Here is a 24,817-nt window from a genome sequence, read left to right on the forward strand (position 1 = left end):
CTCCGGCCTCACGGCCTGGTCCTGGCCCTGTTCAACGGACTCGTCCACGGTCGCGGACGGCTCGGCGGTCTCGGTCATGTGGCGTCTCTTCCTTGATCGTTAGATCCGCCGTTATTTGTACAGTCCCCCCCTGGCCCCCTTCCTTGGGTTCGGCGGGTGCGTTGGTGCGGTTGTGGCGTGGTTAATAGCCTTGGGGTATGCGTTCTGTGGTTGGGGCGGGGCTCGATGTTGTTGGGGTGCTTGTGTTTGTTGCTGTTGGACGGGCTACGCATGATGAGGGGGGCGGGGTCTCCGGGTTTGTTGAGGCTGCTTGGCCGTTTCTTGCGGGGGGCTGCGTTGGGTGGGTTGTTAGTCGGGGCTGGCGGCGGCCTGAGGGGGTTTGGCCTGTTGGGGTTGTTGTTTGGGTGACTACCGTGGGTGTGGGGATGGTGTTGCGGGGGGTTGCCGGGCAGGGCACTGCGGTCGTGTTCGTGGTTGTGGCGTCCTTGTTCTTGGGGGTGGTGCTGCTCGGGTGGCGCGGGGTGGCGGCCTTGTGGGACGTCTCCAAATGACCGGGCGGTCTCTTTGCTGATCGGCGCGATTGACTCTGGTGGGGCGTCCCTGATGAAGTTACCGGCGAGTCACGTCGGTGAAAGGGACACGGATGGCATCTGCGCTGCGCGACTGGCTGGACGAGCCGAACACCGGACGCGGCGTTCACCTGGCTACCGACGACGGCTGGGAGTACCGCGGGTACGGGGAGCTGGCGTCCGCCGCGCGACGCACGGCCGGGGCGCTGATGGAAGAGGGTGTGCGGCCCGGTGATGTGGTCTGTGTCGTCCTGCCTACTGATTTCACGTGCATCGAGACGTATTTCGCGGTGTGGGCTGCCGGGGCGACTGTTTGTCTGATCACGCCGCCCTTGTTCCAGGACGGGGACGACTACGTGGCGCATGTCGCGGCGATCCTGCGGCAGGCGGCGCCGGCGCTGGTCATCGCGTCCAAGGATCTGAACGACTACGCCGCGCGCGCCATGGACCAGGCGGGGCTTAGCGGGGAGCCGTGGCAGCCGCGGCAGGCGGGCGAGGCGGCGGCGGTGCAGCCCGCCGGGGAGCTGGCCCTGTTGCAGTTCACGTCGGGGTCGAGTGGGGCGCCCCGTGGGGTGATGGTCACTTGGGAGAACCTTCAGGCCAATACCGAGCTCATTGCTCGGGCGGCCGGGTTCGCGGACGACGACTCCGTCGCGTCGTGGCTGCCGCTGTACCACGACATGGGGCTGATCGGGTGCTTCCTGACGCCCATCGCGCGGCAGGCCACGCTGAAACTGATGCGGCCCGATCACTTCATCCGGGACCCTGCCCGGTGGATCCGGTGCTTCGGGGAGGCCGCGCACACCGCGGCGCCGCCGTTCGCCTATTCCTACTGCGCGCGGCGGGTCAAGCCGGAGCAGCTGGAGGGGGTCGACCTGTCCGGGTGGCGGACGGCGATCGTCGGCGCCGAGCCCATCGACCCGCACGCGCTGGAGGTGTTCGCGCAGCTCGTGGAGCCGTTCGGGTTCTCGCGGGCCGCGTTCAAGCCCGCCTTCGGGATGGCCGAGACGACCCTGCTGGTCACGATGGACGCCGAGCGCCGCGACCCGCTGGCGGTCCGGCCCGATCCCGAGGGGCTTTCCTTTGGGGAGCCCGTCCGGATTCTGGAGGAGCACACGCTCGGGGCGGAGTCGCGCGGCGCGAAGGCCGGGTGGGTCGTCGGGTGCGGCACGCCGGAGGCGGGCGTGCCCGTGGCGATCGTGGACGATTCCGGGCGAGAGCTGGGGGAGGGGCTGCTCGGGGAGATTGTTGTGGGCGGCCCTTCTGCCTGTCCTGGTTATTACGCGGGAGCTGAGGGGAAGTCGACTCGGTTCGCGGACGGGAAAGTCTTCACCGGGGACGCCGGGTTCTTTCACGCCGGGCAGCTGTTCGTTCTCGGGCGGATGGGCGACAGCATCAAGGTTCGCGGGCGGTCCGTCTACGTCGAGGATCTTGAGGCGAAGATCGCCGAGGCGAGCGGGCTCGGGAAGGGGCGCATCGTTGTGGTGGGCGTTCCCGGCGCCGGACGCAAAGGGCTTGCACTGTTCGCCGAGACGCAGGACGAGTCGTGGACGGGCGACATCCGCGAGATGCTGCGCCGCAGGCTCGGCGGCGACGTGGAGCTGACGATCGTGGTGGGCACCGGGCTGATCCACCGGACGTCCAGCGGCAAGCCGCGCCGCCGGTACATGTGGGAGCGGCTGCGGGCCGGGCAGATGGAGGGAGCCCGCGTCATTCCCTGATCTGCGTTGCCGGCAAGATCAGTGGAATTGCTAAAGGCGGTTACGGCAGGACACCATGGCCGTTGACGCTGTGAGAGGTCGACGATGCCGGCTGTTGCGAAGACGCTGTTCCGCCTGGGCGCCCGCCTGGGATCCACCGCCCAGAACGCCCTGGAGGTCGCCCGGTTCGGCGGGTTCGACACCGACGAGGACGCCTCCCCCTGCGAGGTGGTGACCGAGCAGCGGGTGTACCGGCTGCGGCACTACTTCCCGGACGGCGGGGACGGGCCGGTGATGCTGCTCGTCCCGCCGCTGATGATCACCGCGGAGGTGTACGACATCTCCTCGCGGGTCAGCGCCGTCCGGGTGCTGCGGGACGCCGGGGTCGATCCCTGGGTCGTGGATTTCGGCGCGCCCGAGCGGGAGCCCGGAGGGCTTGAGCGGACGATCACCGATCATGTGCTGGCTGTCAGTGACGCGGTGGATCGGGTTCGGAAGGCCACTGGGCGGGACGTCCACCTTGCCGGGTATTCGCAGGGCGGGATGTTCGTCTACCAGGCTGCGGCTTACCGGCGAAGTGAGGGCATCGAGTCGGTGGTGACGTTCGGGAGCCCGACCGATACGAGCGTCGCGTTGCCGTTCGGATTGCCTGCGTGGCTCGCGTCCGAAGGGGTTGGACGGGTTCCCGATTGGGTGCTCGGCGGGTTCGCGGTTCCGGGGTGGGTGACGCGGCTCGGGTTCCAGTTGCTGAGCCCGGTGAAGTCGGTGCGGTCGCGGGTCGATTTCATCCTGCAGCTGCACGACCGCGAGCGGCTGGCGCCGAGGGAGCGGCAGCGGCGGTTCCTGGAGCGGGAGGGCTGGGTGTCGTGGCCGCGGGCCCGCGCTGGCGGAGTTCGTCCGCCAGTTCGTCCAGCACAACCGCATGCTGACCGGCGGGTTCGTCATCGGGGACCGGCTCGTCACGCTCGCCGACATCACCTGCCCGGTGCTGACGTTCGTCGGCGAGGTGGACGAGATCGCGCCGCCGCCGATGGTCCGCGGGATCCGGCGGGCCGCGCCGCGCGCCCAGGTGTACGAGGCGTCCCTGCGCGCCGGGCATTTCGGGCTCGTCGTCGGGAGCCTGGCGATCGCGCGGACCTGGCCGGCCGTGGCGGAGTGGGCGAAATGGCGGGCTGGTGAGGGCGGGCTTCCCGATATTGTCGCGCCCGTCGCGGGTGATGAGGAGGCGGAGCCCGCGGGGCTGCCGGGGGGTTCGGCAGGGTATGGGCTCCAGCTTGTGATGGGTGTTGGCGGCAGCGCGGCGCGGTCCGCCTACCGGACGGCCTCGCGGGCGATTCACGGGACCCGGCAGCTCGGCGGCGAGGCGGCGCAGAACCTGCCCCGGCTGGCGCGGCTTGAGCGCATCCAGTCGGACACCCGCATGTCCATGGGGCTGCTTCTGGACGAGCAGGCCCGGCGGATGCCCGATGAAGTCTTCTTCCTGTACAAGGGGCGGCCTTACACGCATGACGCCGCGAAGCGTCGGGTCGACGCCGTTGTCCGCGGGCTGATCCACATCGGAGTGCGGCGGGGCGACTCGGTCGGCGTGCTCATGGGTACGCGGCCCACGGCGCTCGCGCTTGTGGCGGCGTTGAGCCGGCTGGGCGCCGTCGCGGTGCTGCTGCGGCCTGATGGCGACCCGGCGGCCGAGGCGCGATTGAGCCGGGTGGGCCGGGTGATCGTTGATCCGGAGCATGCGGCGCGGGTGGCGGAGATGGAGGGTGTCGAGGGGTTTCTGCTGGGCGGTGCGGGGCGTGGTGAGCGCGAGTCTCTCATGGACATGGAGACCATCGATCCGGAGCTCGTCGAGGTGCCGGGGTGGTTCAGGGCGAACCCAGGGCGGGCCGGTGACCTCGCGTTCGTCGTGTTCAGGGGTGAAGGGGAGCTGCTGCGCGCGCACCGGATCACCAACCGGCGGTGGGCCCTGTCGGCGTTCGGGACGGCGTCGTCCGCGGCGCTGTCGCCGTCCGACACCGTGTACAGCATCACGCCGATCCATCATCCGTCCGCGTTGCTGATGAGCCTGGGTGGTGCTGTCGCCGGGGGTGCGCGGCTGGCGCTGGCGAGTGCGTACGACCCGGAGACGTTCTGGGACGAAGCGCGTCGTTATGGCGTGACCGTCGCGTCCTATACGTGGATGCTGCTGCGCGACCTGGTGGAGGCGCCGCCCAATCCGGCGGAGCGGCACCATGCCGTGCGGCTGTTCATCGGGTCGGGCATGCCGCGCGGGCTGTGGCGGCGGGTGGAGGACCGGTTCGCGCCGGCGCGGGTGCTGGAGTTCTACGCGTCGACCGAGGGCGAGTCGGTCCTGGTCAACCTGAGCGGCAAGAAGCCAGGGTCGCTGGGACGGCCGCTGCCCGGCAGCGCCGAGGTGCGCCTCGCCCGGTACGACCTGGAGAACGGGCGCCTGGACGAGGGCGCCGACGGGCTGGCCGTCGAGTGCGAGCCGGGTGAGATCGGGATGCTGCTCGCGCGTGTGCGGCTCTCCGCCGTCGGGACGGCGGGGCGCTGCGTGCGGGGCGTGTTCGCGCCGGAGGACGCCTGGACGATCACCGGCGACCTCTTCCGCCGGGACGCGGACGGAGACTTCTGGCTGGCCGGGCGGGAGGCCGAGCTGATCCGGACGGGGGAGGGGATCGTCCCGCCGGGCCCTGTCCGGGATGCGCTCGGCGATCTGCCTTATGTCGACACCGTTGCCGTCTACGGGATCCCGGTGGGGGAGACGGAGCTCGCCGCTGCCGCGGTGAGCCTGCGCGGCGCCGCGGAGTTGAAGCCGCTGGACATCTCCGAGGCGCTGCTGCGGGTGGAGCCGGGGTTGCGGCCCGCGATCGTCCGGGTCGTGGACGAGGTGCCCGTCACGGCCGGCGGACGGTTGCGGACGGCCCCGCTGCGCGAGGAGGGCGTCCCGTCCGCGGGCGAGGGCAGGGCCTACTACCGGGACAAGGCGGGGGCGTACCGGCCGCTGACGGACGCGGCCCGCAGGCGGCTGCTCAAGGCGCCGGCGGCCCGCGAGGCGCGGTGACCAGGGAGTCACAAGTCACGAGCGATAAGTCTGGACTTACTGGCATTCGCTACGTTACAACGAAGCGACGGAGTGCATCATCTGTCGCACGCGTCCGGAGGGGTCATGACGAGCGTCCTCGCGCCGCCACCGGCGGGCAGCGGGCTGAAAGCGGTCCCCGGGGTGGGTGGCATCCCCTACATCGGCAGCACGATCGCCGTGATGCGCAACCCGATCGGGACGGCCAGGAAACGGTACGCCGAGCACGGGCAGGTCTCCTGGGGATGGCTGCTCGGGCAGCGGACGGTCACTGTCCACGGCCCCGAGGGCGCCGAGGTCATCCTGGTCAACCGCGACAAGGCGTTCGCGAGCGGGCCCGCGTGGAGCTACTACATCGGGCCGTTCTTCAACCGCGGCATCATGCTCCTGGACTTCGAGGAGCATCTGCACCACCGGCGCATCATGCAGCAGGCGTTCACCCGTCCCCGCCTGCGCGCCTACATGGACGCCATGGCCCCCGGCATCGTCCAGGGCGTCGAGGCGTGGGAGCCCGGCGGCGCCTTCAAGGTGTACGACCACGTCAAGCAGCTCACGCTCGACCTCGCCGCGGACGTGTTCATGGGCGTCGAGCTGGGGGACGCCGAGCGGGCGCGGGTCAACGGCGCGTTCATCGACGCCGTCCGGGCCGGGACGGCGTACGTGCGTTTCCCCGTCCCGGGGCTGCGCTGGCACCGCGGCCTGCAGGCCCGCAAGGTGCTGGAGGAGTTCTTCTACCGGCACCTGCCCGCCAAGCGCCGCGACGGCGGCGACGACCTGTTCGCCGCCCTGTGCGCGGCCGAGTCCGACGACGGGGAGCGGTTCACCGACGAGGACGTCGTCAACCACATGATCTTCGCGCTGATGGCCGCGCACGACACGACGACCATCACGCTGACGTCGATGGCGTACTACCTCGCCAAGTTCCCCGAATGGCAGGAGCGGCTCCGGGACGAGTCCCTCGCGCTCGGCAAGACGGAACTTGACTACGCCGACCTTGACGCCCTCACCGGCATGGACCTGGTGATGAAGGAGTCACTGCGGCTGATCGCGCCCGTCCCGGCGCTGCCGCGCAAGGTCGTCAAGGACACCTCCGTCCTCGGCTTCCACATCCCCGCCGGGACGATCGTCGTCGTCCCGATGCTCAGCAACCACCGCATGGCCGACTGGTGGCCCGACCCGGACGCGTTCGACCCCGGGCGGTTCTCGCCGGAGCGCCGCGAGGACAAGGTCCACAAGTACGCGTGGTCGCCGTTCGGCGGCGGCGCGCACAAGTGCATCGGGATGTACTTCGCCGGGATGCAGGTGAAGTCGATCCTGCACCAGGTACTGCTGAGATACCGCTGGAGCGTCCCGGGACGGTACGAGCTGCCCCTGGACACCACGTCCCTGCCGTCGCCGAAGGACGGCCTTCCCGTCCGCCTCGACCGTCTGGAGCAGAGCCGATGAGCAAAGCCGTCGCGATCACCGGGGCCGCGCGCGGCATCGGCCTCGCCACCGCCCGCGCGTTGAAGGCGAAGGGCGCCGCCGTCGTCATCGGGGACATCGACGAGGCGGCGGTCACCGAGGCCGCGGAGTCGCTCGGGGTCACCGGCCTCGTCGTGGACGTGACGTCCCGCGAGTCGTTCGCCGCGTTCCTCGACCGCGCCGAGGAGGCCGCCGGGCCGCTCGACGTGGTGATCAACAACGCCGGGATCATGCCGATCGGGCCGGTCACGGACGAGAGCGACGCCGACGCCCGCCGCTGCATCGACATCAACGTGCACGGCGTCATGCTCGGCACCAAGCTCGCCCTCGACCGGATGCTCCCGCGCGGCGGCGGGCACGTCATCAACATCGCGTCGCTGGCCGGTGTCACGTTCACGCCCGGCCTGGCGCTCTACAACGCCAGCAAGGCCGCCGTCGTCGGATTCACCGAGGCGACCCGGCTGGAGGTGCAGGACCGGGGCGTGCACGTCAGCACCGTCCTGCCGACGTTCACCAACACCGAGCTGATCGCCGGGACGCGCAGCCCCAAGGGCATGAAGAACTGCGAGCCCGAGGACATCGCCGCCGCCGTGGTGGAGCTGATCGGGCGCCCGCGGGCGCAGGTCGTCGTCCCGGCGAAGCTCGCCCGGCAGGTCCGGCTCGGCTCGCTGCTCCCCGACCGGGTCAGGCAGGCCATCGCGCGCCGTTACGGGCTCGACCGGATCTTCCTCGACTTCGATCCGGACGCGCGGAAGGCCTACGACGCCCGGATCCGGACGTAGCGGGGCGCGTTCGCACGCGTCCGCGTCCCGTAGGCTCTCCTGGTCGAACTTCGTTCTAGGACCGGGGGGTCGCATGCGACGGGGGACGGTCGTTCAGACGGCCTATGGAAAGGTTCGCGGCACCACGCGGGACGGCGTCACCGCGTTTCTCGGCATCCCGTACGCGGCGCCGCCGTTCGGGCCGAACCGCTTCCGGCCGCCGCGCCCGCCGGAGCCGTGGGACGGGATTCGCGACGCCGCCGAGTACGGGCCGACCGCGCCCAAGCCCGGCTACCCGCACCCCTACACCCGGCTCCTGGACGACCCCGACATCCCCGGCGACGACTGCCTCAACCTGAACGTATGGACGCCCGGCGGCTCCGGACTGCCGGTCATGGTGTGGATCCACGGCGGCGCGTTCCGCAACGGGTCGGGCGCGCTGCCCGTCTACGACGGCCGCAACTTCGCCCGCGACGGCGTCGTCTGCGTGACGATCAACTACCGCCTCGGCGTGGAGGGCTTCGCATATTTTCCCAGCCCCCCGGGCCGGCCCGGCGCCCCGCCGAACCGGGGCCTGCGCGACCAGATCGCCGCGCTGGAGTGGGTCCGCGACAACATCGCGGCCTTCGGCGGCGACCCGGATCGCGTCACCGTGTTCGGCGAGTCGGCCGGGGCGATGAGCGTCACCACGCTGCTCTCCCTCGACCTCGGGCTCTTCGGCCGCGCGATCGCGCAGAGCGGCGCCGGCGCCGTCGCGCAGGACCCGGACGACGCCATGCTCGTCACCCGGGAGATGGCCGCACGGCTCGGCGTGGAGCCGACCGCCGAGGGGTTCGCGGCGCTGGAGCCGGCCGCGATCCTGCCCGTCCAGTCGGCGGTCGCCGCCGAGGTCGCCGCGCTGCCCGACCCCGGCCGGTGGGGCGCGACCACCGCCGCCAGCGGGATGTCGCTCATCCCGGTCCTGGACGGCGACCTGCTGCGCCGCCGGCCCGAGGACGCCATCGCCGGCGGCGCGGGCCGCGACGTGGACCTGCTCATCGGGTACACGACCGAGGAGTTCCGGTTCTTCCTGATGCCGTCCGGGCTCGCCGCCGAGTTCACCGAGGAGCTGATCGGCCTCGTCGCGGCGGGCATGGGCCTCCCGCCCGGGGTGCCCGCCGGGTACCGCGACCACCATCCCGCGATGACGCCCGGCGAGCTGATGGCGGCGATCATCACCGACGGCATGTTCCGCATCCCGGCCGACCGGGCCGCCGCCGCGCACGCCTCGTCCGGCGGCCGGACCTGGATGTACGAGTTCGCCTGGCGGTCGCCCAACCACGACCTCGGCGCCTGCCACGCGCTGGAGCTCGGCTTCGTGTTCGACAACCTCACCGGCGACCCCGAGGGCCTCGCCGGGCCGAACCCGCCGCAGGGGCTCGCCGACCGGATGCACCGCGCCTGGGTCGACTTCGCCGTGCACGGCGACCCCGGCTGGGCGCGGTTCGACCCGTCCGCCCGCGCGGTCAAGATGTTCGATGGGCCGGGGGACGACGTCGTCCACGACCCTCACGGCGACGACCGCAAGCTCTGGGACTAGGCCCTCAGAAGCCTCCGGTCACGTGCTCCGCGATCGCGAGAGAGGACGTCGCGGCCGGAGACGGGGCATTCCGGACGGTGACCACCGGGCCGATCCGCCCGATGCGGAAGTCGTCCACGAGGGAGCCGTCGGCGTCCACGGCCTGCGCCCGGACGCCCGCGGGCGCGGCGACGACGTCCGCCGCGGTCAGGTCGGGGACGAAGCTCCGCGCCTCGGCGACGAACGCCCGTTTCAGCGCCGATCCGTACAGCTCCTTCGCGCCCGTCCGCCAGTGCGTGCGGGCCAACCGCCGGAAACCGGGCCAGCGGACGGTCTCCCACACGTCCGCCGGACGGACGTCCCGCCACCGGTACCCCTCCCTGGCCAGGGCCAGGACGGCGTTCGGGCCGATGTCGACGCCGCCGTCCACGCGGCGCGTGAAATGCACGCCGAGGAACGGGTAGCGCGGGTCGGGCACGGGATAGATCAGCCCGCGGACGAGATCCGTCCGGGACGGGACCAGCCGGTAGTACTCGCCCCGGAACGGGACGATCGCCGGTTCGGGAGAGTCGCCCGCCAGGCGGGCGACCCGGTCGGAGTGCAGGCCCGCGCACACCACCAGCCGGTCGAATGTCAGCTCTGCGTCCGGGGACGCGACCGTGACCCGCTCGCCTGAGCGTCCCAGCCGGACGACCTCGAATCCGAGCTTGACCTCGCCGCCCGCCTTCACGACGTCGTCGGCGAACGCCCGCGCCACCGCCGGGAAGTCGACGATCGCGGTGGTGGGGGAGTGCAGCGCGGCGACCCCCGCGGCGTGCGGTTCGATCTCGCGCAGTTCGGGGCCGGTCAGCCGCCGCAGGCCCGGGACGCCGTTCGCGGTCGCGCGGCGCTCGATCTCGTCCAGAGCGGCCGTTTCCGCCGTGTCGCGCGCCACGACGACCTTGCCGCGCTCCTCGTAGGGGAGATTCCGGTCAGTGCAATATTCCTTGAGCAGGCCGATGCCGCGCCGGCACAGGGTCGCCTTCAGGGAACCCGGCGCGTAGTACAGGCCCGCGTGGGCGACGCCGCTGTTGCGGCCCGTCTGGTGCGCGGCGACACGGTCCTCCTTGTCGAGGACCGTGACCTTCACGTCCGGGCGCGTCTCCGCCAGGCGGCGGGCGACCGCCAGCCCGAGGATGCCGGCGCCCACGACGCCGACCCGCACCTCCGCCACACCCGCACCCTAGCGGGAGGGCTCAGCTCCCCAGGCGCTTGCGGCCCTGCGCGCGGACGCGCTTGCGCTGGGACGGGTCCAGCATCAGGTAGCCGGCGACCGGCGCCCCGAGGACGCCGAGAATGATCAGCGCGGTCAGCCACCAGGGGAAGATGAACAGGGTCAGCAGGCCGACGACGACGCCGCCGATCACGAACTTGGTCTGGGTCGACATCCGGGTACCTCCGTAAACGGGCCGCCTGTATGTACAACGGCCGCCCCGCGACCGCTGTTCCACGATATGTCGCGAGTCCGCCCGATGGAACCATGATCCGGGCCGGGTCACCCGGATCCGCCGGTCCATCCGGCCGGGTCCGAGGCGCTCAGATGCGCAGGGAGAGCTGGCCGCCGCCGAGCGTGCGCAGGACCTCGGCGTGCAGCTTGCCGTTCGTGCAGACGACGCTGCCGCCGTCCGGGCCCGGCACGCCGGACAGGTCGGTGAACATGCCCCCGGCCTCCTCCACGATGACCTGGAGCGCCGCGAGATCCCACAGCGACACCTCCGGCTCGGCGGAGATGTCGATCGCGCCCTCCGCGACCATCATGTGCGACCAGAAGTCGCCGAACGCCCGCGTCCGCCACACCTCGCGGGTCAGGTCGATGAACCGGCTGAGGCGGCCCTGCTCCTCCCAGCCGCTGAGGCTGGAGAACGACAGGGACGCGTCCGCCATCGCCGTCACCGACGACACGGTCATCCGGGACGCGCGGGTCAGGCTCCGGCCCGTCCACGCGCCGCCGCCGCGCGCCGCCCACCAGCGCCGCTGCAGCGCGGGCGCCGACACGACCCCGACGACGATCTCCTCGTTCTCCATCAGCGCGATCAGCGTCGCCCACACCGGGACGCCCCGGACGAAGTTCTTCGTCGCGTCGATCGGGTCGATGATCCAGCAGCGGTTCCCGAACCCGGTCCTGCCGTACTCCTCCCCGAGCACCGCGTCGCGCGGGCGGGCCCGCTTCAGCGTGCCGCGGATCTGCTCCTCGACGCTGCGGTCGGCGTCGCTGACCGGCGTCAGGTCCGGCTTGGTCTCGACGCCGAGATCGAGGGCACGGAAACGCCTGGTCGTGATGTCGTCGGCCCCGTCCGCCAGCACATGAGCGAGACGCAGGTCATCGGAATAGCCCGCCACGGCGTGCAACGCTACCCTGATCACGCCCGGTCCAGACACACTTACCCGGCCGTTCCGGCTTTTCGGTCGTCCGGCTGAGGCGCGCCGGGACGCCGCCGGCCCGTCTCCCGTGCGGAGGCGAGCCCCCGCACCCCCTGGAATAGCCGGTGCCGCGCGCCCGGTGATGGCAGCATGGGCGCATGGCGCACGACCTTCCCGCATGGGTGGCCGAGCTGACCGACCCTCGCCGGGCCGAGACGCTCGACGAGCTCGCCGATCGCCTCGTCCCGCTGGCCGAGCACGCGATCGACGTGTCCCGCCGTCTGCAGGCGCAGCTCAACGAGCTCAACGACCCGTTCAAGCGCGAGGCCCTCTACGGGCGCGTGGAACGGCTGAAGGCCCGCGTGGGCGAGGCCATGGAGGAGATCACGGCGGAGATCGCCGCGTCCGGGGAGGAGCGCATCGAGCGCGTCGTGGCCGACTGGGCGGAACGGGCCGGGCCCGGCGAACGCGGCGCGCGGGAGCGCGAGGTGCGCCGCAGGCTGGACCGCGACATCGTCCCGGTGCTGTCCAAACGGCAGCAGGACGTCGCCGAACGGGTCGCCGAGCGCACGTCCACGGCGCTGGAGGCCGCGACGCAGACGCTGCTGACCCGCGTCGAGGAGCTCGCGAAAGCGGTCACCGACCTGATCCACGACGTGCTGCCGCTGGCCCGGGAAGGGCTGGCGCTGGCCGGCCGCATCTCGACGCTGTCCGGCCAGGCCCGCAAGGCGGGGCGTGGACCGGTCCCGGACGAGATGAAGGACGCCGGCGCCGAGACGGCCCGGGCGTTCGACGAGGCCGTCGCGCGGCTGGAGCTGGAATGGGCCGCGCTCGGCGCCCGCTCCGCGAGCGTGCGGGCGGCGCTGCGCGGCGCTGAGGAGACGGCGTTCAGCTGGGTCACCGAGGAGATGACCCGCTGCGTGGAGGAACTCGCGCCCGAGCACGTCAAGGCGCTGAACGAGGCCGAGGCCAGGGCGCGCAGCCTGTTCGAGGAGCCGTCGAGCGGCTAGAGCGCTTGGGGAAAGCGGAACAGCCTTTCAGGGTCGTGGGCCGCCTTGGTCTTCTTGAGCCGGTCCAGGTTGGGGCCGTAGTAGGCGGTCGCCCAGCCCTTGAGGTCCGGGTCGATGTAATTCACATAGGCGGTGCCGCCCATGGACGGCTCCATCGCCGCGTGCGTGGCGCGAAGCCAGGCGTTGTCGGGGGCGAGGTACTGGACGCAGAACAAAGCCTTCCTGTGCGGGAAGGCGGTGTCGCCCGGCCCCACGCGGCCTATCGCGCCGCCCAGGGCGTCCATCAGGACGGAGCGGTTCTGGACATCGTTGCCCTTGTCGAAGCGGTCCAGGAGAGCGCTGATGGCGTTGTCGGGCAGTGGCTTGTAGGCGATGTGGGATTTACCGGCGTAGTTCGTCCTGGGAAAGGCACCGGTGGGGCGCTGGCCGGGCAGTGTGCCTTGGACGTGGCATTGCTCGACAGTCTGTCCCGCGCATCCGCCCATGACTTTCATGGCGTCCAGGTAGGGCAGGCTTTGGGAGGTGGACGACGTCGGGTCAGCGCCCGTCGCGGCTGTCAGCGCGTTCATGTGGCGGGTGGCGTCCGCGAGTGCCACGCCTATGACCTCGATGCTCGGGGTCGCCTGGCCGGGTTGGGTGTCGAGGCGGAGGCTCGTCCATGCCTCGTCGGGCGCGGCCGGCGCCCAGCGCTGCCAGCCGCGGATCACGTCGGCCGCATCGGACCAGGCCCACCGCACGCTGAACGGCGTGACCTCCGCGATCTCGTGCGCGCGGAACGTGAACGAGACCACGGCGCCGAAGTTGCCGCCGCCCCCGCCCCGGCAGGCCCAGAACAGGTCGGGGTTCTGCTTGCCGTCGCAGGTCAGGACCCGTCCGTCCGCGGTGACGACCTGGACCGACACCAGCGCGTCGCAGGACAGCCCGTACGCGCGGGACGTCACGCCGATCCCGCCGCCCAGCGTCAGCCCCGCCACCCCGACCGTCGGGCAACTGCCGGACGGGACGCCCACGCCGTCATCGGCGAGCCCGGCGTACAGGTCGATCAGCCGTGTCCCTGCGCCCACGACCGCGTTGCCGCCGTCGCGCTTCACCGTGTCCATCGGGGAGACGTCGACGACGAGGCCCGTGCCCGTCGACCATCCCGCGTAGCTGTGGCCGCCGCAGCGCATCGCGACCGGCATCCGCTGCTGCGTCGCGAACGCTATGCATTCGGAAACGTCCTGCGGGGTCTTGCAGTACGCGATGCCTGCGGGCTCGATGCCGTCGTAGCGCGGGATGTAGAGGCGGCGGGCCTGCGCGTAGGAGGCGTCGGACGGACGGATCAGCGTCCCGTCCAGGCCGCGTTCGAGCGCGTTCCAGTCGGCCGGGCCGGTCGGACGCGGCGGCCGGGAGGGGCGATCGCCGGACGCGCCGCCGCCGGACGGCTTCTCGTCGGAGCACCCGGCGGCGGCCAGGGGGCCGAGGACCGTCGCCTTGAGTAACCTTCGCCGGTCCATGGCGTCAGGACGTGCTTCGCAGCGTGCTGAGGAACGTCTCGTAGGCCGGGACGGCCCCGTCCCAGTGCGCCTGCCCGGCGGCGAGGACGACCTGGTAGATGGCGCCGTCGAACTTGAACACCCGGATGCGGACCCGGCCGGGGATGTCGTTCTTGACGAAGGTGAACTGGGCTTCGGCGGCCGTGCCTCCCTGGTAGGCGACGTTGCGGTCGAGGCTCTCCTGCTTGAACTCGGGGTACTCGGCGGTGTCCGCCTTCATCTTGCCCATCGCGTCCGCGAGGCCGTTCCCCGGATCGGCGAAGTCGGTGTTCGAGACGCGCTGGATCACCAGGCCCCGCCGCACTCCCTGCGCCGGGTCCGTGAACGACACGTCGTCGCCAGAGCTCTCGTCCTTCCAGCCCTGCGGGACCGCCGCGACGAACGCCGACCCCCGGTACAGGCGGTAGCCGGAGGGCACGGCGACGTTCGGCGACGACGAGGGCGACGAGGACGATCCCGCCGAAGACGTCGGCGGGTCGTTGCCCTTCTGCTCGTTGCCGTTGCTGGTGAACACCACGACCGCGATGACGGCGACGGCCAACGCCGCCGCGAAGATCCCGCCCGGGATGATCAGCGGCCAAGGCGGGCGCCGCGGCGGCCGCGGCGGACCGCCGAACGGGGGCTGCGTCGGCCACGACGGGGACTCGATCGTCGGCGCGGCGGGCGGCGGCAGCGTCAGGTTGTGCGGCGGCGTCACCCCCGGAAGTGGAGGCTGCGGCTGGACGGCGGGCGCGGGCGTCTGCGCGATCTGGCGGAGGAGCCGTCCGGCCTCGTCGGGGCTCATCCGCTGATCCGGGTCCTTGCGGAGCAGGCCGTGCAGGACGGGCGTGAGCGGCCCGGCGAGCTGGGGCGGATCCGGGTCGTCGGACAGGAGAGCGGCCATCACGCCCCACACGTCCGGCCGCTTGTACGGGGGACGGCCCTCGACGGCGGCGTACAGCGTCGCGCCCAGCGACCACAGGTCGGACGCGGGCGTGGCCTTCTGGTGGCGGGCCTGCTCGGGCGCCAGGTAGGCGGGCGACCCGACGATGGCGCCGGCCTGGGTGAGGGTCTCGTCCCCGGCGACGGTCGCGATGCCGAAGTCGGTGAGCACGGCCCGGCCGGGCGGTAGCAGGACGTTCCCGGGCTTGACGTCCCGGTGGACGACCCCGGCGGCGTGCGCGGCGCACAGCGCGTCCAGCAGGTCGGCGCCGATCGACGCGACCCGGCCCGGCGGCAGCCGCCCCTCCCGCGCGATGACCTTGTCAAGGCTCTCGGCCCGGACGAGCTGCATCACGATCCAGGGCCGGCCGCCCTCCTCGACCACGTCGTGGACGGTCACGATGCCCGGATGGTCCAGCCGCGCCGCCGACCTCGCCTCCCGGAACGTCCGCGCGTACGTCCGCTCGACCTGCGCCGCGTCCAGGCCCTGCGGCAGCGACACCTCCTTGACCGCCACCTCGCGGTCGAGCGTGCGGTCGCGGGCCCGCCACACGGCGCCCATCCCGCCGCGTCCGAGCACCTCCACCAGCTCGTAGCGCGCTGCGATCGTCCGGACCATGAGGGCGACGATACCGACGCGAGCCGGGCGAGGTGCGGCCTATGCCCGGCTATGCCGGGCTATTCAGCGTCGCCTTCGCGGCTCGCCAGGAGGCGGCGCAGCGAGTCGAGGCGGGCGCGGCTGGCGCGGCCCTCGTCCACCCACCCGTCGAGCCCGCAGTTCTCCTGCAGATGATCGCAGTGCGGCGGGCAGCGTTCGGCGGCGCCGTCCGCCAGGTCCTCGAACGCGTTGATCACGTTCTTCGGGTCGACGTGCGCGAGGCCGAAGCTCCGCACGCCGGGGGTGTCGATGATCCAGCCGTCCCCGCCGGGCAGCTCCAGCGCGATCGCCGACGAGGACGTGTGCCGCCCGCGCCCGGTGACCGCGTTGACCTCGCTGACGGCCCGCTCCGCGTCCGGGACGAGCGCGTTCACCAGCGTCGACTTGCCGACGCCCGAATGCCCGACCAGCACGCTCGTCCGCCCGGACAGGTGGCCGCGCAGCTCGTCCAGGTCGCCGCCGCGGCTCGTCACGACGTAGGGGACGCCGAGCGGCGCGTACTCGGCGACCAGGTCGGCGGGGTCGGCGAGGTCGGCCTTGGTGAGGCAGAGCAGCGGGTCCATCCCGGCGTCGTAGGCGGCGACGAGCTGCCGGTCGATCATCCGGGGGCGGGGCTCCGGGTCGGCGAGGGCCGTGACGATCGCGAGCTGGTCGGCGTTCGCGACGACGATCCGCTCGAACGGGTCGGTGTCGTCGGCGGTGCGGCGCAGCGACGACGTCCGCGGCTCGACCCGGACGATCCGGGCCAGGGTGTCGGGGTCGCCTGACACGTCCCCGACCAGCGCCACCCGGTCGCCCACGACGACGCCCTTGCGGCCCAGCTCGCGGGCGCGCATCGCGGTCACGCCGCGCTCCTCGGCGGTGCCCGGGTCGACGAGGCAGCGGTACCGGCCCCGGTCCACCGCGGTCACGAACCCGGACGAGGCGTCCTCGTGCGCGGGACGGCGGCGGGTGCGCGGACGCGACCCGCGGCGCCCGGGCCGCACCCGGACGTCGTCCTCGTCATAATCCTGTGTTCGTCGTGCCAGTGATCCGTTCCCTGCGCTCAGGCGGGCGCCGCCATCGACGCCCACAGCTCGGTGAAGTTCGGAAGAGTCTTGCCCACGGTGCCCGGGTTCTCCACCTCGATGCCGGGAACGGCCAATCCGAGCACGGCCGCCGCCATCACCATCCGGTGGTCGTCGTAGGTGCGGAACACGCCGCCGCGCAGCGGGCGCGGATTGATCTCCAGGCCGTCCAGCAGCTCCCGGACGTCGCCGCCCAGCCCGTTGATCTCGGTGACCAGCGCGGCGAGCCGGTCGGTCTCGTGGCCGCGCAGGTGCGCGATCCCCGTCAGCCTGGACGGCGACTCCGCCAGCGCGGCGAGGGCGGCGAGCACGGGGGTCAGCTCGCCGACCTCGTGCAGGTCGGCGTCCAGGCCCTGGAAGCCGCCGGAGCCGCGCACGGTGAGGCCGTCCGCGCCGTGGGAGACGTCGGCGCCCATCTGAGCGAGCAGGTCGCGCAGCGCGTCGCCGGGCTGGGTCGTCTCGGACGGCCAGTCCGGCACGGTGACGCGGCCGCCGGTGACGAGCGCGGCGCCGAGGAACTGCGCCGCGTTCGACAGGTCCGGCTCGATCACCCGTTCGCCGCCGCGCAGCGGGCCAGGCGCGACACGCCACAGGTTGTGCTCCGTCTCGACGGTCGCGCCAGCGTCCCGCAGCATCTGGACGGTCATCGCCAGATGCGGCGCCGACGGCACCGGCGGGCCCTCGTGCCTGACCTCCACGCCCTTCTCGAAGCGCGGCGCGGCCAGCAGCAGCCCCGACACCAGCTGCGACGACCCGGACGCGTCGATCACGACCTGGCCGCCGTTCACCGCCCCGGTCCCGCGCACCGTGAACGGGAGCGCGCCGCGGCCGCCGTCCTCGATGTCCGCGCCGAGGGCTCGCAGCGCGGTGATGATCGGGCCCATCGGACGCTCCCGGGCGCGCGGGTCGCCGTCCACCGCCACCTCGCCGGACGCCAGCGCCGCGACGGGCGGAAGGAACCGCATCACCGTCCCGGCGAGGCCCACGTCCACGCGCGCCGGGCCCGCCAGCTCGCCCGGCAGGACCTGCCAGTCCTCGAAGTCCTCGCCGATGCCCACGCCAAGCGCGCGGAGCGCGTCCGCCATCAGCTCGGTGTCGCGGCTGTGCAGCGGCCGGACGATCGTGGACGGGCCGTCGGCGAGCGCGGCCAGGATCAGCGCCCGGTTCGTCATCGACTTCGACCCGGGCAGCGGGACGACGGCGTCCACCGGGGCATGGGCGACCGGGGCGGACCAGTGCGGAGAGGGCATGACCCAAGGCTATCCGGGCGGAGCCGCCGCCCGATGATCAGAGCGGGATCGTCAGCAGGGTCCCGCCCTCGTCCAGGCGCACCTCGAAGCGGCTGATCTCCGGACGGGTGAGGCCCGTCCCGCCCTGCATGACGAGCGGCTTCGGCTGCCCCGGCACCCCATACCCCTTGTCCGGGACGCGCCAGCCCGCGACGACGGTGCGCTCACCGTTCTTCGACACGGCCTCCAGGTGACACCTCAGCGGGCCCTTGATGCCGTGCAGCTCCAGGCTGACCTGCGTCCCCCAGCCCTTGTCGATCAGGCCCACGGTGCCGGACGCGCCCGTCTCCGGGTTCGTCCTCGTGAACCGCTCACCGGTGATGGGAGCCGGCTCCGGGGTGGTGCCGCCGTCATCCAGCGCCGTCCCCACGCCGATTCCCGCGACCAGCGCGCCTGCGGCGGCAGCGGTCCCGATGACGAGGACCGCGCGGCGCGACCGGCGGTCGGCTCGCCGCCTGCGCCGCATCATGTCGATCACCGGCGCCGGGGGTGTGGACGGCTCCTGCTCGTCCGGCTCCCCGGCCCCGAGCGCCGTGAGGACGCCCGCCGTTCCCGACATCTCCCGCAGCTCCGCCTGGCACGTCCCGCACCCGTGCAGATGGGCCTCGAAGGCCCGCCGGTCGCCCTCTTCGAGAAGGCCAAGCGCGTACGCGCCGACGTCGGTGTGCTCGACCTGGGAGCTCATGAGGTCACCCCCCTCTCCTCCAAGGCGACGCGCAGCGCGCGCAACGCGTAATAGACGCGGGACTTGACCGTCCCCACCGGGATGCCGAGGTACTCGGCGGCCTGGTTCACCGTCCGGTCGCGCAGCACCGTCTCCGTCAGCGCCTGCCGGTGCGCGGGGGAGAGCGACTCCAGCGCCTCCGTCACGACGACCTTGCGCAGCAGTCCGTCCAGCTCATCCGCCATCGGCAGGTTCTCCAGGGGGCCGTCGCCGACCTCCGGCGGCCGGACCTCGCGATGCCGCCGGTGGTCGATCACGATACGCCGGGAGACCGTGGCCAGCCAGGGCATCAGCGAGGACGTGCGGTCGTCGAGCCGGTCCGCGCTGCGCCAGGCCCGGATCATGGTCTCCTGCACCACGTCCTCTGCCCACGGGCGGTCACCGCCGGTCAGCCGGAGGACGAACGCGAGGAGCGGCCGGTGGTACTCGCGGTACAGCTCGGCGACGATGTCCTCGTCGCGCACCGCCCTGTCGTGCTCGGCGGGCCGCGCCGCGCCGGGTCGGCGGAGCAGGCTCCGCAACCCGCCGGTCTGGCGACCGGTCGATCCGGGAACTGCCATGGCCCTGGCGTCTCCGTTGCTGGTCGGTCGGGGTCACATGGCAGTACGGGACCGTCCACGGCCGTGGTTCAACGGATTTGAGACTCTCTTAAGGTTCTCTTCGGGAAGTCAGCGCTTGACGGCCTGCCGGACCCGGCCCGCCTGGACGGCCGTTCCCGCCTTCACCGTCCGTCCGGCCTTCATCGCCCTGGCCGCCTGCGTCGCCGTCCCCGCCTTGACGGTCTTGCCCGCCCGCGCCGCCCGGCCCGGCTTGGACGCCCGGCCCAGCCGGAACGCGCTTCCGGCGTTCTTCAACGCGCCGCTGCCCGCCTTCACAGCGCCGCCCGCCTTCCCCGCCGCGAACGCGCCGCGCGCCTTGGCGCCCTTCGCCGACCTGGCCGTCTTCGCGGCCTTGCGCCCGCCCTCGGCGCGGGCGGTGCGCACCTGCCGAGCGGCCTCGCGGCGCGCGTCCCGCAGCGTGATGGCCGCCTCGCGGCGCAGCGCCTTGGCCTCCGCCGCGCTCTTGATCTGCGCCTCCCTGGCCTGCCGCCGCACCTCCGCCGTCCGCGGCGCGCGGCGCGGCTCGGAGGCCACCATCAGCAGCGCGCCGAACAGCCCGGCGTTCTTCAGCAGATGGGACCGCTCGCTGGCGCGGCGCTCGGGGTCGTCCTCGGTCCAGTAGCGGTGCTCGGTCGCGAGCGCGGGCAGCAGCTGCGCCGCGAGCAGCAGCGTGGTGAGCCGCCGGAACCTGCCCGTCAGCAGCAGCGCGCCGGTGCCGAGGCTGAGCGCGCCCTCCATCCGGACGAGCGTCTCGGCGTCCTTCGGCAGCCAGTCGATGCGGTCCGCGACCGGCTTGACCGCCGGGCCGACCCGCTCGGCGCGCTCGCGCGGATCCCGGACCGCGTCCAGGCCGTTCATGATGAAAGGGGCCGCCACGAACGGGCGGGCCAGAGTCGTGAAGGGTCGCATGACCCGCTACATGCCCAGCGCGCCGCGCCTCAAGCGCGGCAGGATGGGAGGCATGTGCGGACGCTATGCCACCACCCGCGCGCGTCAGGAGCTGCTGGACGAGTTCCAGGTCCAGCTCGACGCCGTCGACGGGGACATCCAGCCCGATTACAACGTCGCCCCGACCAAGCAGGTCCCGGTCGTGCTGAACCGGCGCCCGAAGGACGCGCCGGAGGAGGAGCCGGCCGTCCGGCAGCTGCGGACGGTCCGCTGGGGGCTCGTCCCGTCCTGGGCGAAGGACATGTCGATCGGCTCGCGCATGATCAACGCGCGGTTCGAGACGGTGCACGAGAAGCCGTCGTATCGCCGCGCGTTCGCGCGGCGGCGCTGCCTGCTGCCCGCCGACGGCTACTTCGAGTGGTACACCCTGCAGGACCAGGGCGACACGCCCGATCCGGCCGAGGGCGAGAAGAAGGCCAAGAAGAAGAAGCCGCAGAAGCAGCCGTTCTTCATCCGTCCCAACGACGGCGCCATCATGGCGATGGCGGGTCTCTACGAACTGTGGAAGTCGCCCGAGGACGAATGGCTCTGGACGTGCACGGTGATCACCACCGACGCGCCGGACGACCTCGGCCGCATCCACGACCGGATGCCCATGATCGTCGAACCGGACCGCTGGGACGCCTGGCTCGACCCGGCGCTGACCGACGCCGAGCAGGTCCGCGGCCTGCTGGTGCCCGCGATGGCCGGGACAATGGACGCCTATCCGGTGTCGAAGGCCGTCAACAGCGTCAGAAACAACGGTCCGGAACTCATAGAACCGGCGACTTCTGGGGATAGTTCTGGAAACCATTCCGGCAGTTTGTTCTGACCGCGGCCGCTGCGGCGGCGGTCGGATCCCCGACCCTCGCATCGCCCGGAATCCCCACCGGGAGGAGTTCGCAGCATCGTGGACACCGCCGTAGCCCGCTCCCGCCTGGAGTCCATGCTCGACGACCTGGACCGTTCCATCGCCATCCTCCGGGGGGAGAGCCCCGAGCGCGACAGCTCGCCCGCCGACGCCGGGGCCGGCCTCACCGCCCACGACCGGGTGGAGGCCGCCCTGGACTCCCTCGAACGCCACCGCCGCGCCGTCGCCGAGGCGCTGGAGCGGATCGGCGCCGGCACCTACGGCCGGTGCGTCGGCTGCGGCCGTCCCGTCCCGGAAGGCCGCCTGGAGGCCCGCCCGGACGCCGCCCGCTGCATAACCTGCCAGTCCGCCCACGACCGCAGCGGTCGTTGAAGGTCACGCTTTGGCGCGGCGGCGGGCGCTGGCCAGCAGGTGAATGCCTAGGGACTCGTCGGGGTTCGGGGCGTTCAGTTCGGTGCGGACGAGCCGTGCCAGCGCGCGTGGGGAGCCGGCGAGGACGTGTTCGACCATCGAAGGGGACAGGACCGTGCGCGGCCTGACCCATTCGACTTCGAGGCCCGCGTCGGCGAGGAGCTCGCGGAGCTGGTGGGCCGAGAACGAGCGCGTGATCGTCCCGTCCGGCCAGGGGACGAGGACGACCTCGGCGCTCGGGACGTCGGACAGGTGCGCCCAGTAGTTCCGCTCGGCCAGCAGCGCCATGCCCAGCGTTAAGGAGTCGACGCACAGCAGGACGCGTCCGCCGGGTCGCAGCACGCGGGCGATCTCGGCGACCGTGGACTCGGTGGCGAGGTGCCGCGACAGGACGCGGTTCTCGGCGATCACGGCGTCCATGGACGCGTCGGCGAGGAAGGCGAGCGTGCCCGTGTCGCCGATCAGCGGGATGGCGGTGCCCTTGGCCGGGCGTTCCCCCGCGTCGGCCCGCCCCGGATCGCGCACTTCGAGGACGGTGTGGCCGGCCTCGGCGGCCTGCGCCGCGCAGCGTCCGCCCGAGACGTCCAGCACGCGGGAGGGTCTGCGCGGCAGCCACCGGGCGAGCTGGGCGGCCGCGACCGCCCAGTAGAACGTCCAGTAGCGCGCCAGGGAGTCCCCGGAGACGTCACGCAGACTGGCGATGGTGGGCTCGGAAGGTTGCGCCGGTAGCACCGGTTGCACCGCTTGCTCCTGTTCTCGCCGTATATGTCAGGTCTTCCCCGTCGGGGGAGATCATCACCCTCCGTGCAGGACGGGGGTGCGCGGGGGCGGTTCGTTTCGTCACTTCCTGACGGGGAATCGGCGGCGACGTTGCGGTGTTGCACCGTCTCACAGGCAAGTACAGCGGAGGTGCACACCGATGACCACAGCCGTTGCCGATCTGCAGCGGACACCGCGCGGCGACGCGTCGGCACCCGCCCGCCTGAGCAGGCCGCGCGGGCCGATATCGTCTGTGGGGAACGACGCCGACGGCCGGATCAAGGCCACTGGCGCCACAGCCGAGGGGGTGGGTCAGGTACAGGGCACCACGGAGACCGTGGAGCAGCGCCAGGAGCGGTTCCAGCGCGACGTGCTCCCGTTCTTGGACCAGCTGTATTCGGCCGCGCTGCGCATGACGCGCAACCCGGCGGACGCCGAGGATCTCGTCCAGGAGACGTTCGCCAAGGCGTTCGCGTCCTTCCACCAGTTCAAGGAAGGCACCAACCTCAAGGCGTGGCTCTACCGGATCCTGACCAACACGTTCATCAACTCCTACCGCAAGAAGCAGCGCCAGCCGCAGCAGGCCGCCACCGAGGACATCGAGGACTGGCAGATCGCCCGCGCGGAGTCGCACACGTCCAGCGGGCTGAAGTCCGCCGAGGCGGAGGCGCTGGAGCACCTGCCCGACACCGACGTGAAGCGGGCGCTGCAGGAGCTGCCGGAGGAGTTCCGCATCGCCGTCTACCTCGCCGACGTCGAGGGCTTCGCCTACAAGGAGATCGCCGAGATCATGGGCACGCCCATCGGCACGGTGATGTCGCGGCTGCACCGCGGCCGCCGGCAGCTGCGCGGCATGCTGGAGGACTACGCTCAGGACCGGGGCCTGACCAGGGCGAGCGGAGGTTCCACCAAATGAGCTGCGGCAACCACCATGAGACTCCCTGCGACGAGGTGCTGGCGCGGGTCTACACCTATCTCGACGGCGAGCTCGACCAGGGCGGGTGCGGTGAGGTGCGCGAGCACCTCGACGAGTGCGGCCCGTGCCTGCGCGAGTACGGGCTCGAAGAGGCCGTCAAGAAGCTGGTGAACAAGTCCTGCGGCTGCGAGCCCGCGCCGGGCGACCTGCGCGAGAAGGTGCTCGGCCGCATCGAGGAGATCTGCGGCGAGATCAAGGCGTCCGGGGCGGCGGAGAAGTCCGAGACGTCCGGAAGCGCCTGACCCCGGTATCGTTCTGCGGGTGCTCGTTCTCGTCACCGGCGCGGCCGGTTTCATCGGTTCCCATCTCGTCGACCGGCTGGTCGCCGACGGTCATGAGGTCATCGGCGTGGACGATCTGTCGTCCGGCGCGAACGTCCGTCCCGGCGTGGAGCTGTGGGAGATGGACGTCGCCGACCCGGCGCTCGCCGAGAAGGCCGCGGTACGGCGGCCCGAGGTGATCTGCCATCTCGCCGCCCAGGTCAGCGTCCGCGCCAGCGTGGCCGACCCGCTGCACGACGCGCGCACGAACGTGGTCGGGACGGCGAACGTCCTGGAGGCGGCGCGGGCCGCGGGCGGGCGCAAGGTCGTGTTCACGTCGAGCTGCGCGGTGTACGGGGTGCCGGACGCGCTGCCCGTCCCGCCGGACGCCGAGCTGCGGCCCGCGTCCCCGTACGCGGCGTCCAAGGTGTCCGGCGAGGTGTACGCGCAGACGTACATGGCGCTGCACGGCATCGACTTCACGACGCTGACGCTGGCGAACGTGTACGGCCCGAGGCAGACCCCGGAAGGCGAGGCGGGCGTCGTCTCGATCTTCACGGACGCGCTGCTGGCGGGCCGTCCGACCAAGGTGTACGGCGACGGCACCCAGACCCGCGACTATGTGTACGTGCTGGACGTGGTGGACGCGTTCGCCCGCGCGGCCGGCGACAAGGGCGGCGGGCTCCGGCTCAACGTTGGCACCGGCGTCGAGACCACCGACCGCGACCTGCACACCGTGGTCGCGGAGGCGGCCGGCGCCCCGGACGACCCGGAGTTCGCGCCGCCCCGGCTGGGGGACCTGCCCGCGATGTCCGTCGACCCGCGCCGGACGGGCGAGGCGCTCGGCTGGACGCCCGAGGTGGGCCTGCGGGAGGGCGTCGCCGAGACGGTCGCGTGGGCGCGGGAGCGGAACGCCCCGGCTCGCCGCTGAATGCCTCGCTCGCCAGGTGTCACCGTTTTCGTCCACTTTCCCCGTGCATATTCGGATGGAATTGCGGCTGCACGTGCATTGCCGGTGTCGCCCAATATTGTCCGCATACGAAACGCGCATTCGGGCCGGTCAAATGATCACCTAAGGTGACGATAGGTTCACGCTTTGCTCACGTTTCCTCGCATGCCTGTGTGGCCTGGGCAGTCCACGTTAGGCTTGTGCCGAAATCAGCGACGGGAGCACGTGCATACCCGTGAATTCGGGGTATGTGCTCGGCCGGAAGCCTGGACCGTCCCGGTCCCGGCGACCGGCCGCGAGGCCGGACGGCCCGGATCGCGGGGGGAGGCA

General features: G+C 72.1%; 24 protein-coding genes. 13 read left to right on the forward strand and 11 right to left on the reverse strand.

The window, feature by feature from the left end:
* The first annotated feature begins 197 nt into the window (after positions 1-197).
* The 7 genes from E1287_RS03540 to E1287_RS03565 all read left to right on the forward strand — a co-directional run bounded on the left by E1287_RS03540 (position 198) and on the right by E1287_RS03565 (position 9,152).
* Positions 198-551: a DUF3054 domain-containing protein gene (locus tag E1287_RS03540; protein ID WP_131963347.1), complete on the forward strand. Its 354-nt coding sequence runs from the start codon at positions 198-200 to the stop codon at positions 549-551.
* Between the two features lie 92 nt (positions 552-643).
* Complete coding sequence (locus E1287_RS03545) at positions 644-2,290, forward strand: AMP-binding protein (protein ID WP_131963348.1); 1,647 nt, start codon at positions 644-646, stop codon at positions 2,288-2,290.
* 84 nt (positions 2,291-2,374) lie between these two features.
* Positions 2,375-3,448, forward strand: a complete 1,074-nt coding sequence (locus E1287_RS45375; protein WP_243718569.1) for a hypothetical protein — start codon at positions 2,375-2,377, stop codon at positions 3,446-3,448.
* A gap of 280 nt (positions 3,449-3,728) precedes the next feature.
* Positions 3,729-5,330, forward strand: coding sequence for an AMP-binding protein (locus tag E1287_RS45380; protein ID WP_243718586.1), 1,602 nt, complete (start codon positions 3,729-3,731; stop codon positions 5,328-5,330).
* Positions 5,331-5,435: 105 nt separating this feature from the next.
* Complete coding sequence (locus tag E1287_RS03555) at positions 5,436-6,794, forward strand: cytochrome P450 (protein ID WP_131963349.1); 1,359 nt, start codon at positions 5,436-5,438, stop codon at positions 6,792-6,794.
* Complete coding sequence (locus tag E1287_RS03560; protein ID WP_131963350.1) at positions 6,791-7,594, forward strand: SDR family oxidoreductase; 804 nt, start codon at positions 6,791-6,793, stop codon at positions 7,592-7,594. Before E1287_RS03555 ends, E1287_RS03560 begins: the two co-directional genes overlap by 4 nt.
* 73 nt (positions 7,595-7,667) lie before the next feature.
* A complete protein-coding gene (locus E1287_RS03565) occupies positions 7,668-9,152 on the forward strand; it encodes a carboxylesterase family protein (RefSeq protein ID WP_131963351.1) in 1,485 nt (494 codons plus the stop codon).
* A 4-nt stretch (positions 9,153-9,156) separates the two neighbouring features.
* Here the strand turns inward: E1287_RS03565 and lhgO are convergent, their stop codons facing one another.
* From lhgO to hisN, 3 genes are all read right to left on the reverse strand, one after another.
* A complete protein-coding gene (gene lhgO / locus E1287_RS03570) occupies positions 9,157-10,344 on the reverse strand; it encodes an L-2-hydroxyglutarate oxidase (RefSeq protein ID WP_131963352.1) in 1,188 nt (395 codons plus the stop codon).
* 22 nt (positions 10,345-10,366) lie between these two features.
* The gene (locus E1287_RS03575; RefSeq protein ID WP_131963353.1) at positions 10,367-10,558 is read right to left on the reverse strand and encodes a hypothetical protein; all 192 of its coding nucleotides are present in this window, start codon (positions 10,556-10,558) and stop codon (positions 10,367-10,369) included.
* A gap of 148 nt (positions 10,559-10,706) precedes the next feature.
* The gene (gene hisN, locus E1287_RS03580) at positions 10,707-11,510 is read right to left on the reverse strand and encodes a histidinol-phosphatase (RefSeq protein WP_131963354.1); all 804 of its coding nucleotides are present in this window, start codon (positions 11,508-11,510) and stop codon (positions 10,707-10,709) included.
* Between the two features lie 179 nt (positions 11,511-11,689).
* Here hisN and E1287_RS03585 point away from each other — a divergent pair, with 179 nt between their 5' ends.
* Positions 11,690-12,541 (forward strand): hypothetical protein, encoded by an 852-nt coding sequence (locus E1287_RS03585; protein ID WP_131963355.1) that lies wholly within the window; start codon positions 11,690-11,692, stop codon positions 12,539-12,541.
* On the opposite strand, the gene E1287_RS03590 is transcribed toward E1287_RS03585, so the two are convergent.
* From E1287_RS03590 to E1287_RS03620, 7 genes are all read right to left on the reverse strand, one after another.
* Positions 12,538-14,037: an FAD-binding oxidoreductase gene (locus E1287_RS03590; RefSeq protein ID WP_131963356.1), complete on the reverse strand. Its 1,500-nt coding sequence runs from the start codon at positions 14,035-14,037 to the stop codon at positions 12,538-12,540. The genes E1287_RS03585 and E1287_RS03590 overlap by 4 nt on opposite strands.
* Positions 14,038-14,041: 4 nt before the next feature.
* Entirely contained in the window at positions 14,042-15,616 is a 1,575-nt protein-coding gene (locus E1287_RS03595) for a serine/threonine-protein kinase (protein WP_131963357.1), read from the reverse strand.
* Positions 15,617-15,675: 59 nt separating this feature from the next.
* Complete coding sequence (gene rsgA / locus E1287_RS03600; protein ID WP_243718571.1) at positions 15,676-16,641, reverse strand: ribosome small subunit-dependent GTPase A; 966 nt, start codon at positions 16,639-16,641, stop codon at positions 15,676-15,678.
* A 59-nt stretch (positions 16,642-16,700) separates the two neighbouring features.
* The gene (aroA, locus tag E1287_RS03605; protein ID WP_131963358.1) at positions 16,701-17,972 is read right to left on the reverse strand and encodes a 3-phosphoshikimate 1-carboxyvinyltransferase; all 1,272 of its coding nucleotides are present in this window, start codon (positions 17,970-17,972) and stop codon (positions 16,701-16,703) included.
* Positions 17,973-18,009: 37 nt separating this feature from the next.
* Positions 18,010-18,696 (reverse strand): zf-HC2 domain-containing protein, encoded by a 687-nt coding sequence (locus E1287_RS03610; RefSeq protein WP_131963359.1) that lies wholly within the window; start codon positions 18,694-18,696, stop codon positions 18,010-18,012.
* On the reverse strand, positions 18,693-19,295 hold the full coding sequence (locus tag E1287_RS03615; protein ID WP_131963360.1) for a sigma-70 family RNA polymerase sigma factor: 603 nt from the start codon (positions 19,293-19,295) through the stop codon (positions 18,693-18,695). The genes E1287_RS03610 and E1287_RS03615 overlap by 4 nt, the downstream gene beginning before the upstream one ends.
* A gap of 108 nt (positions 19,296-19,403) precedes the next feature.
* Positions 19,404-20,243, reverse strand: coding sequence for a DoxX family membrane protein (locus E1287_RS03620; protein ID WP_243718573.1), 840 nt, complete (start codon positions 20,241-20,243; stop codon positions 19,404-19,406).
* Here E1287_RS03620 and E1287_RS03625 point away from each other — a divergent pair.
* Together E1287_RS03625 and E1287_RS03630 are read left to right on the forward strand one after the other, a co-directional pair.
* The gene (locus tag E1287_RS03625; protein ID WP_347813949.1) at positions 20,242-21,093 is read left to right on the forward strand and encodes an SOS response-associated peptidase; all 852 of its coding nucleotides are present in this window, start codon (positions 20,242-20,244) and stop codon (positions 21,091-21,093) included. The two genes, E1287_RS03620 and E1287_RS03625, sit on opposite strands and share 2 nt — an antisense overlap.
* A gap of 78 nt (positions 21,094-21,171) precedes the next feature.
* The gene (locus E1287_RS03630) at positions 21,172-21,504 is read left to right on the forward strand and encodes a TraR/DksA C4-type zinc finger protein (protein WP_207933987.1); all 333 of its coding nucleotides are present in this window, start codon (positions 21,172-21,174) and stop codon (positions 21,502-21,504) included.
* 3 nt (positions 21,505-21,507) lie between these two features.
* On the opposite strand, the gene E1287_RS03635 is transcribed toward E1287_RS03630, so the two are convergent.
* Positions 21,508-22,275 (reverse strand): methyltransferase domain-containing protein, encoded by a 768-nt coding sequence (locus E1287_RS03635; protein ID WP_243718588.1) that lies wholly within the window; start codon positions 22,273-22,275, stop codon positions 21,508-21,510.
* 187 nt (positions 22,276-22,462) lie between these two features.
* On the opposite strand from E1287_RS03635, the gene E1287_RS03640 reads away from it, so the two are divergent.
* Genes E1287_RS03640 through E1287_RS03650 form a run of 3 tightly spaced genes read left to right on the forward strand, consistent with a single transcriptional unit; the run spans position 22,463 to position 24,469 of the window.
* Complete coding sequence (locus E1287_RS03640; protein ID WP_243718575.1) at positions 22,463-23,218, forward strand: sigma-70 family RNA polymerase sigma factor; 756 nt, start codon at positions 22,463-22,465, stop codon at positions 23,216-23,218.
* On the forward strand, positions 23,215-23,520 hold the full coding sequence (rsrA, locus tag E1287_RS03645) for a mycothiol system anti-sigma-R factor (protein ID WP_131963362.1): 306 nt from the start codon (positions 23,215-23,217) through the stop codon (positions 23,518-23,520). Before E1287_RS03640 ends, rsrA begins: the two co-directional genes overlap by 4 nt.
* Positions 23,521-23,539: 19 nt before the next feature.
* Positions 23,540-24,469, forward strand: coding sequence for an NAD-dependent epimerase/dehydratase family protein (locus tag E1287_RS03650; RefSeq protein ID WP_131963363.1), 930 nt, complete (start codon positions 23,540-23,542; stop codon positions 24,467-24,469).
* Positions 24,470-24,817 lie beyond the last annotated feature (348 nt).

It is taken from the genome of Actinomadura sp. KC06 (genome assembly GCF_004348735.1).
GTDB lineage: Bacteria > Actinomycetota > Actinomycetes > Streptosporangiales > Streptosporangiaceae > Spirillospora.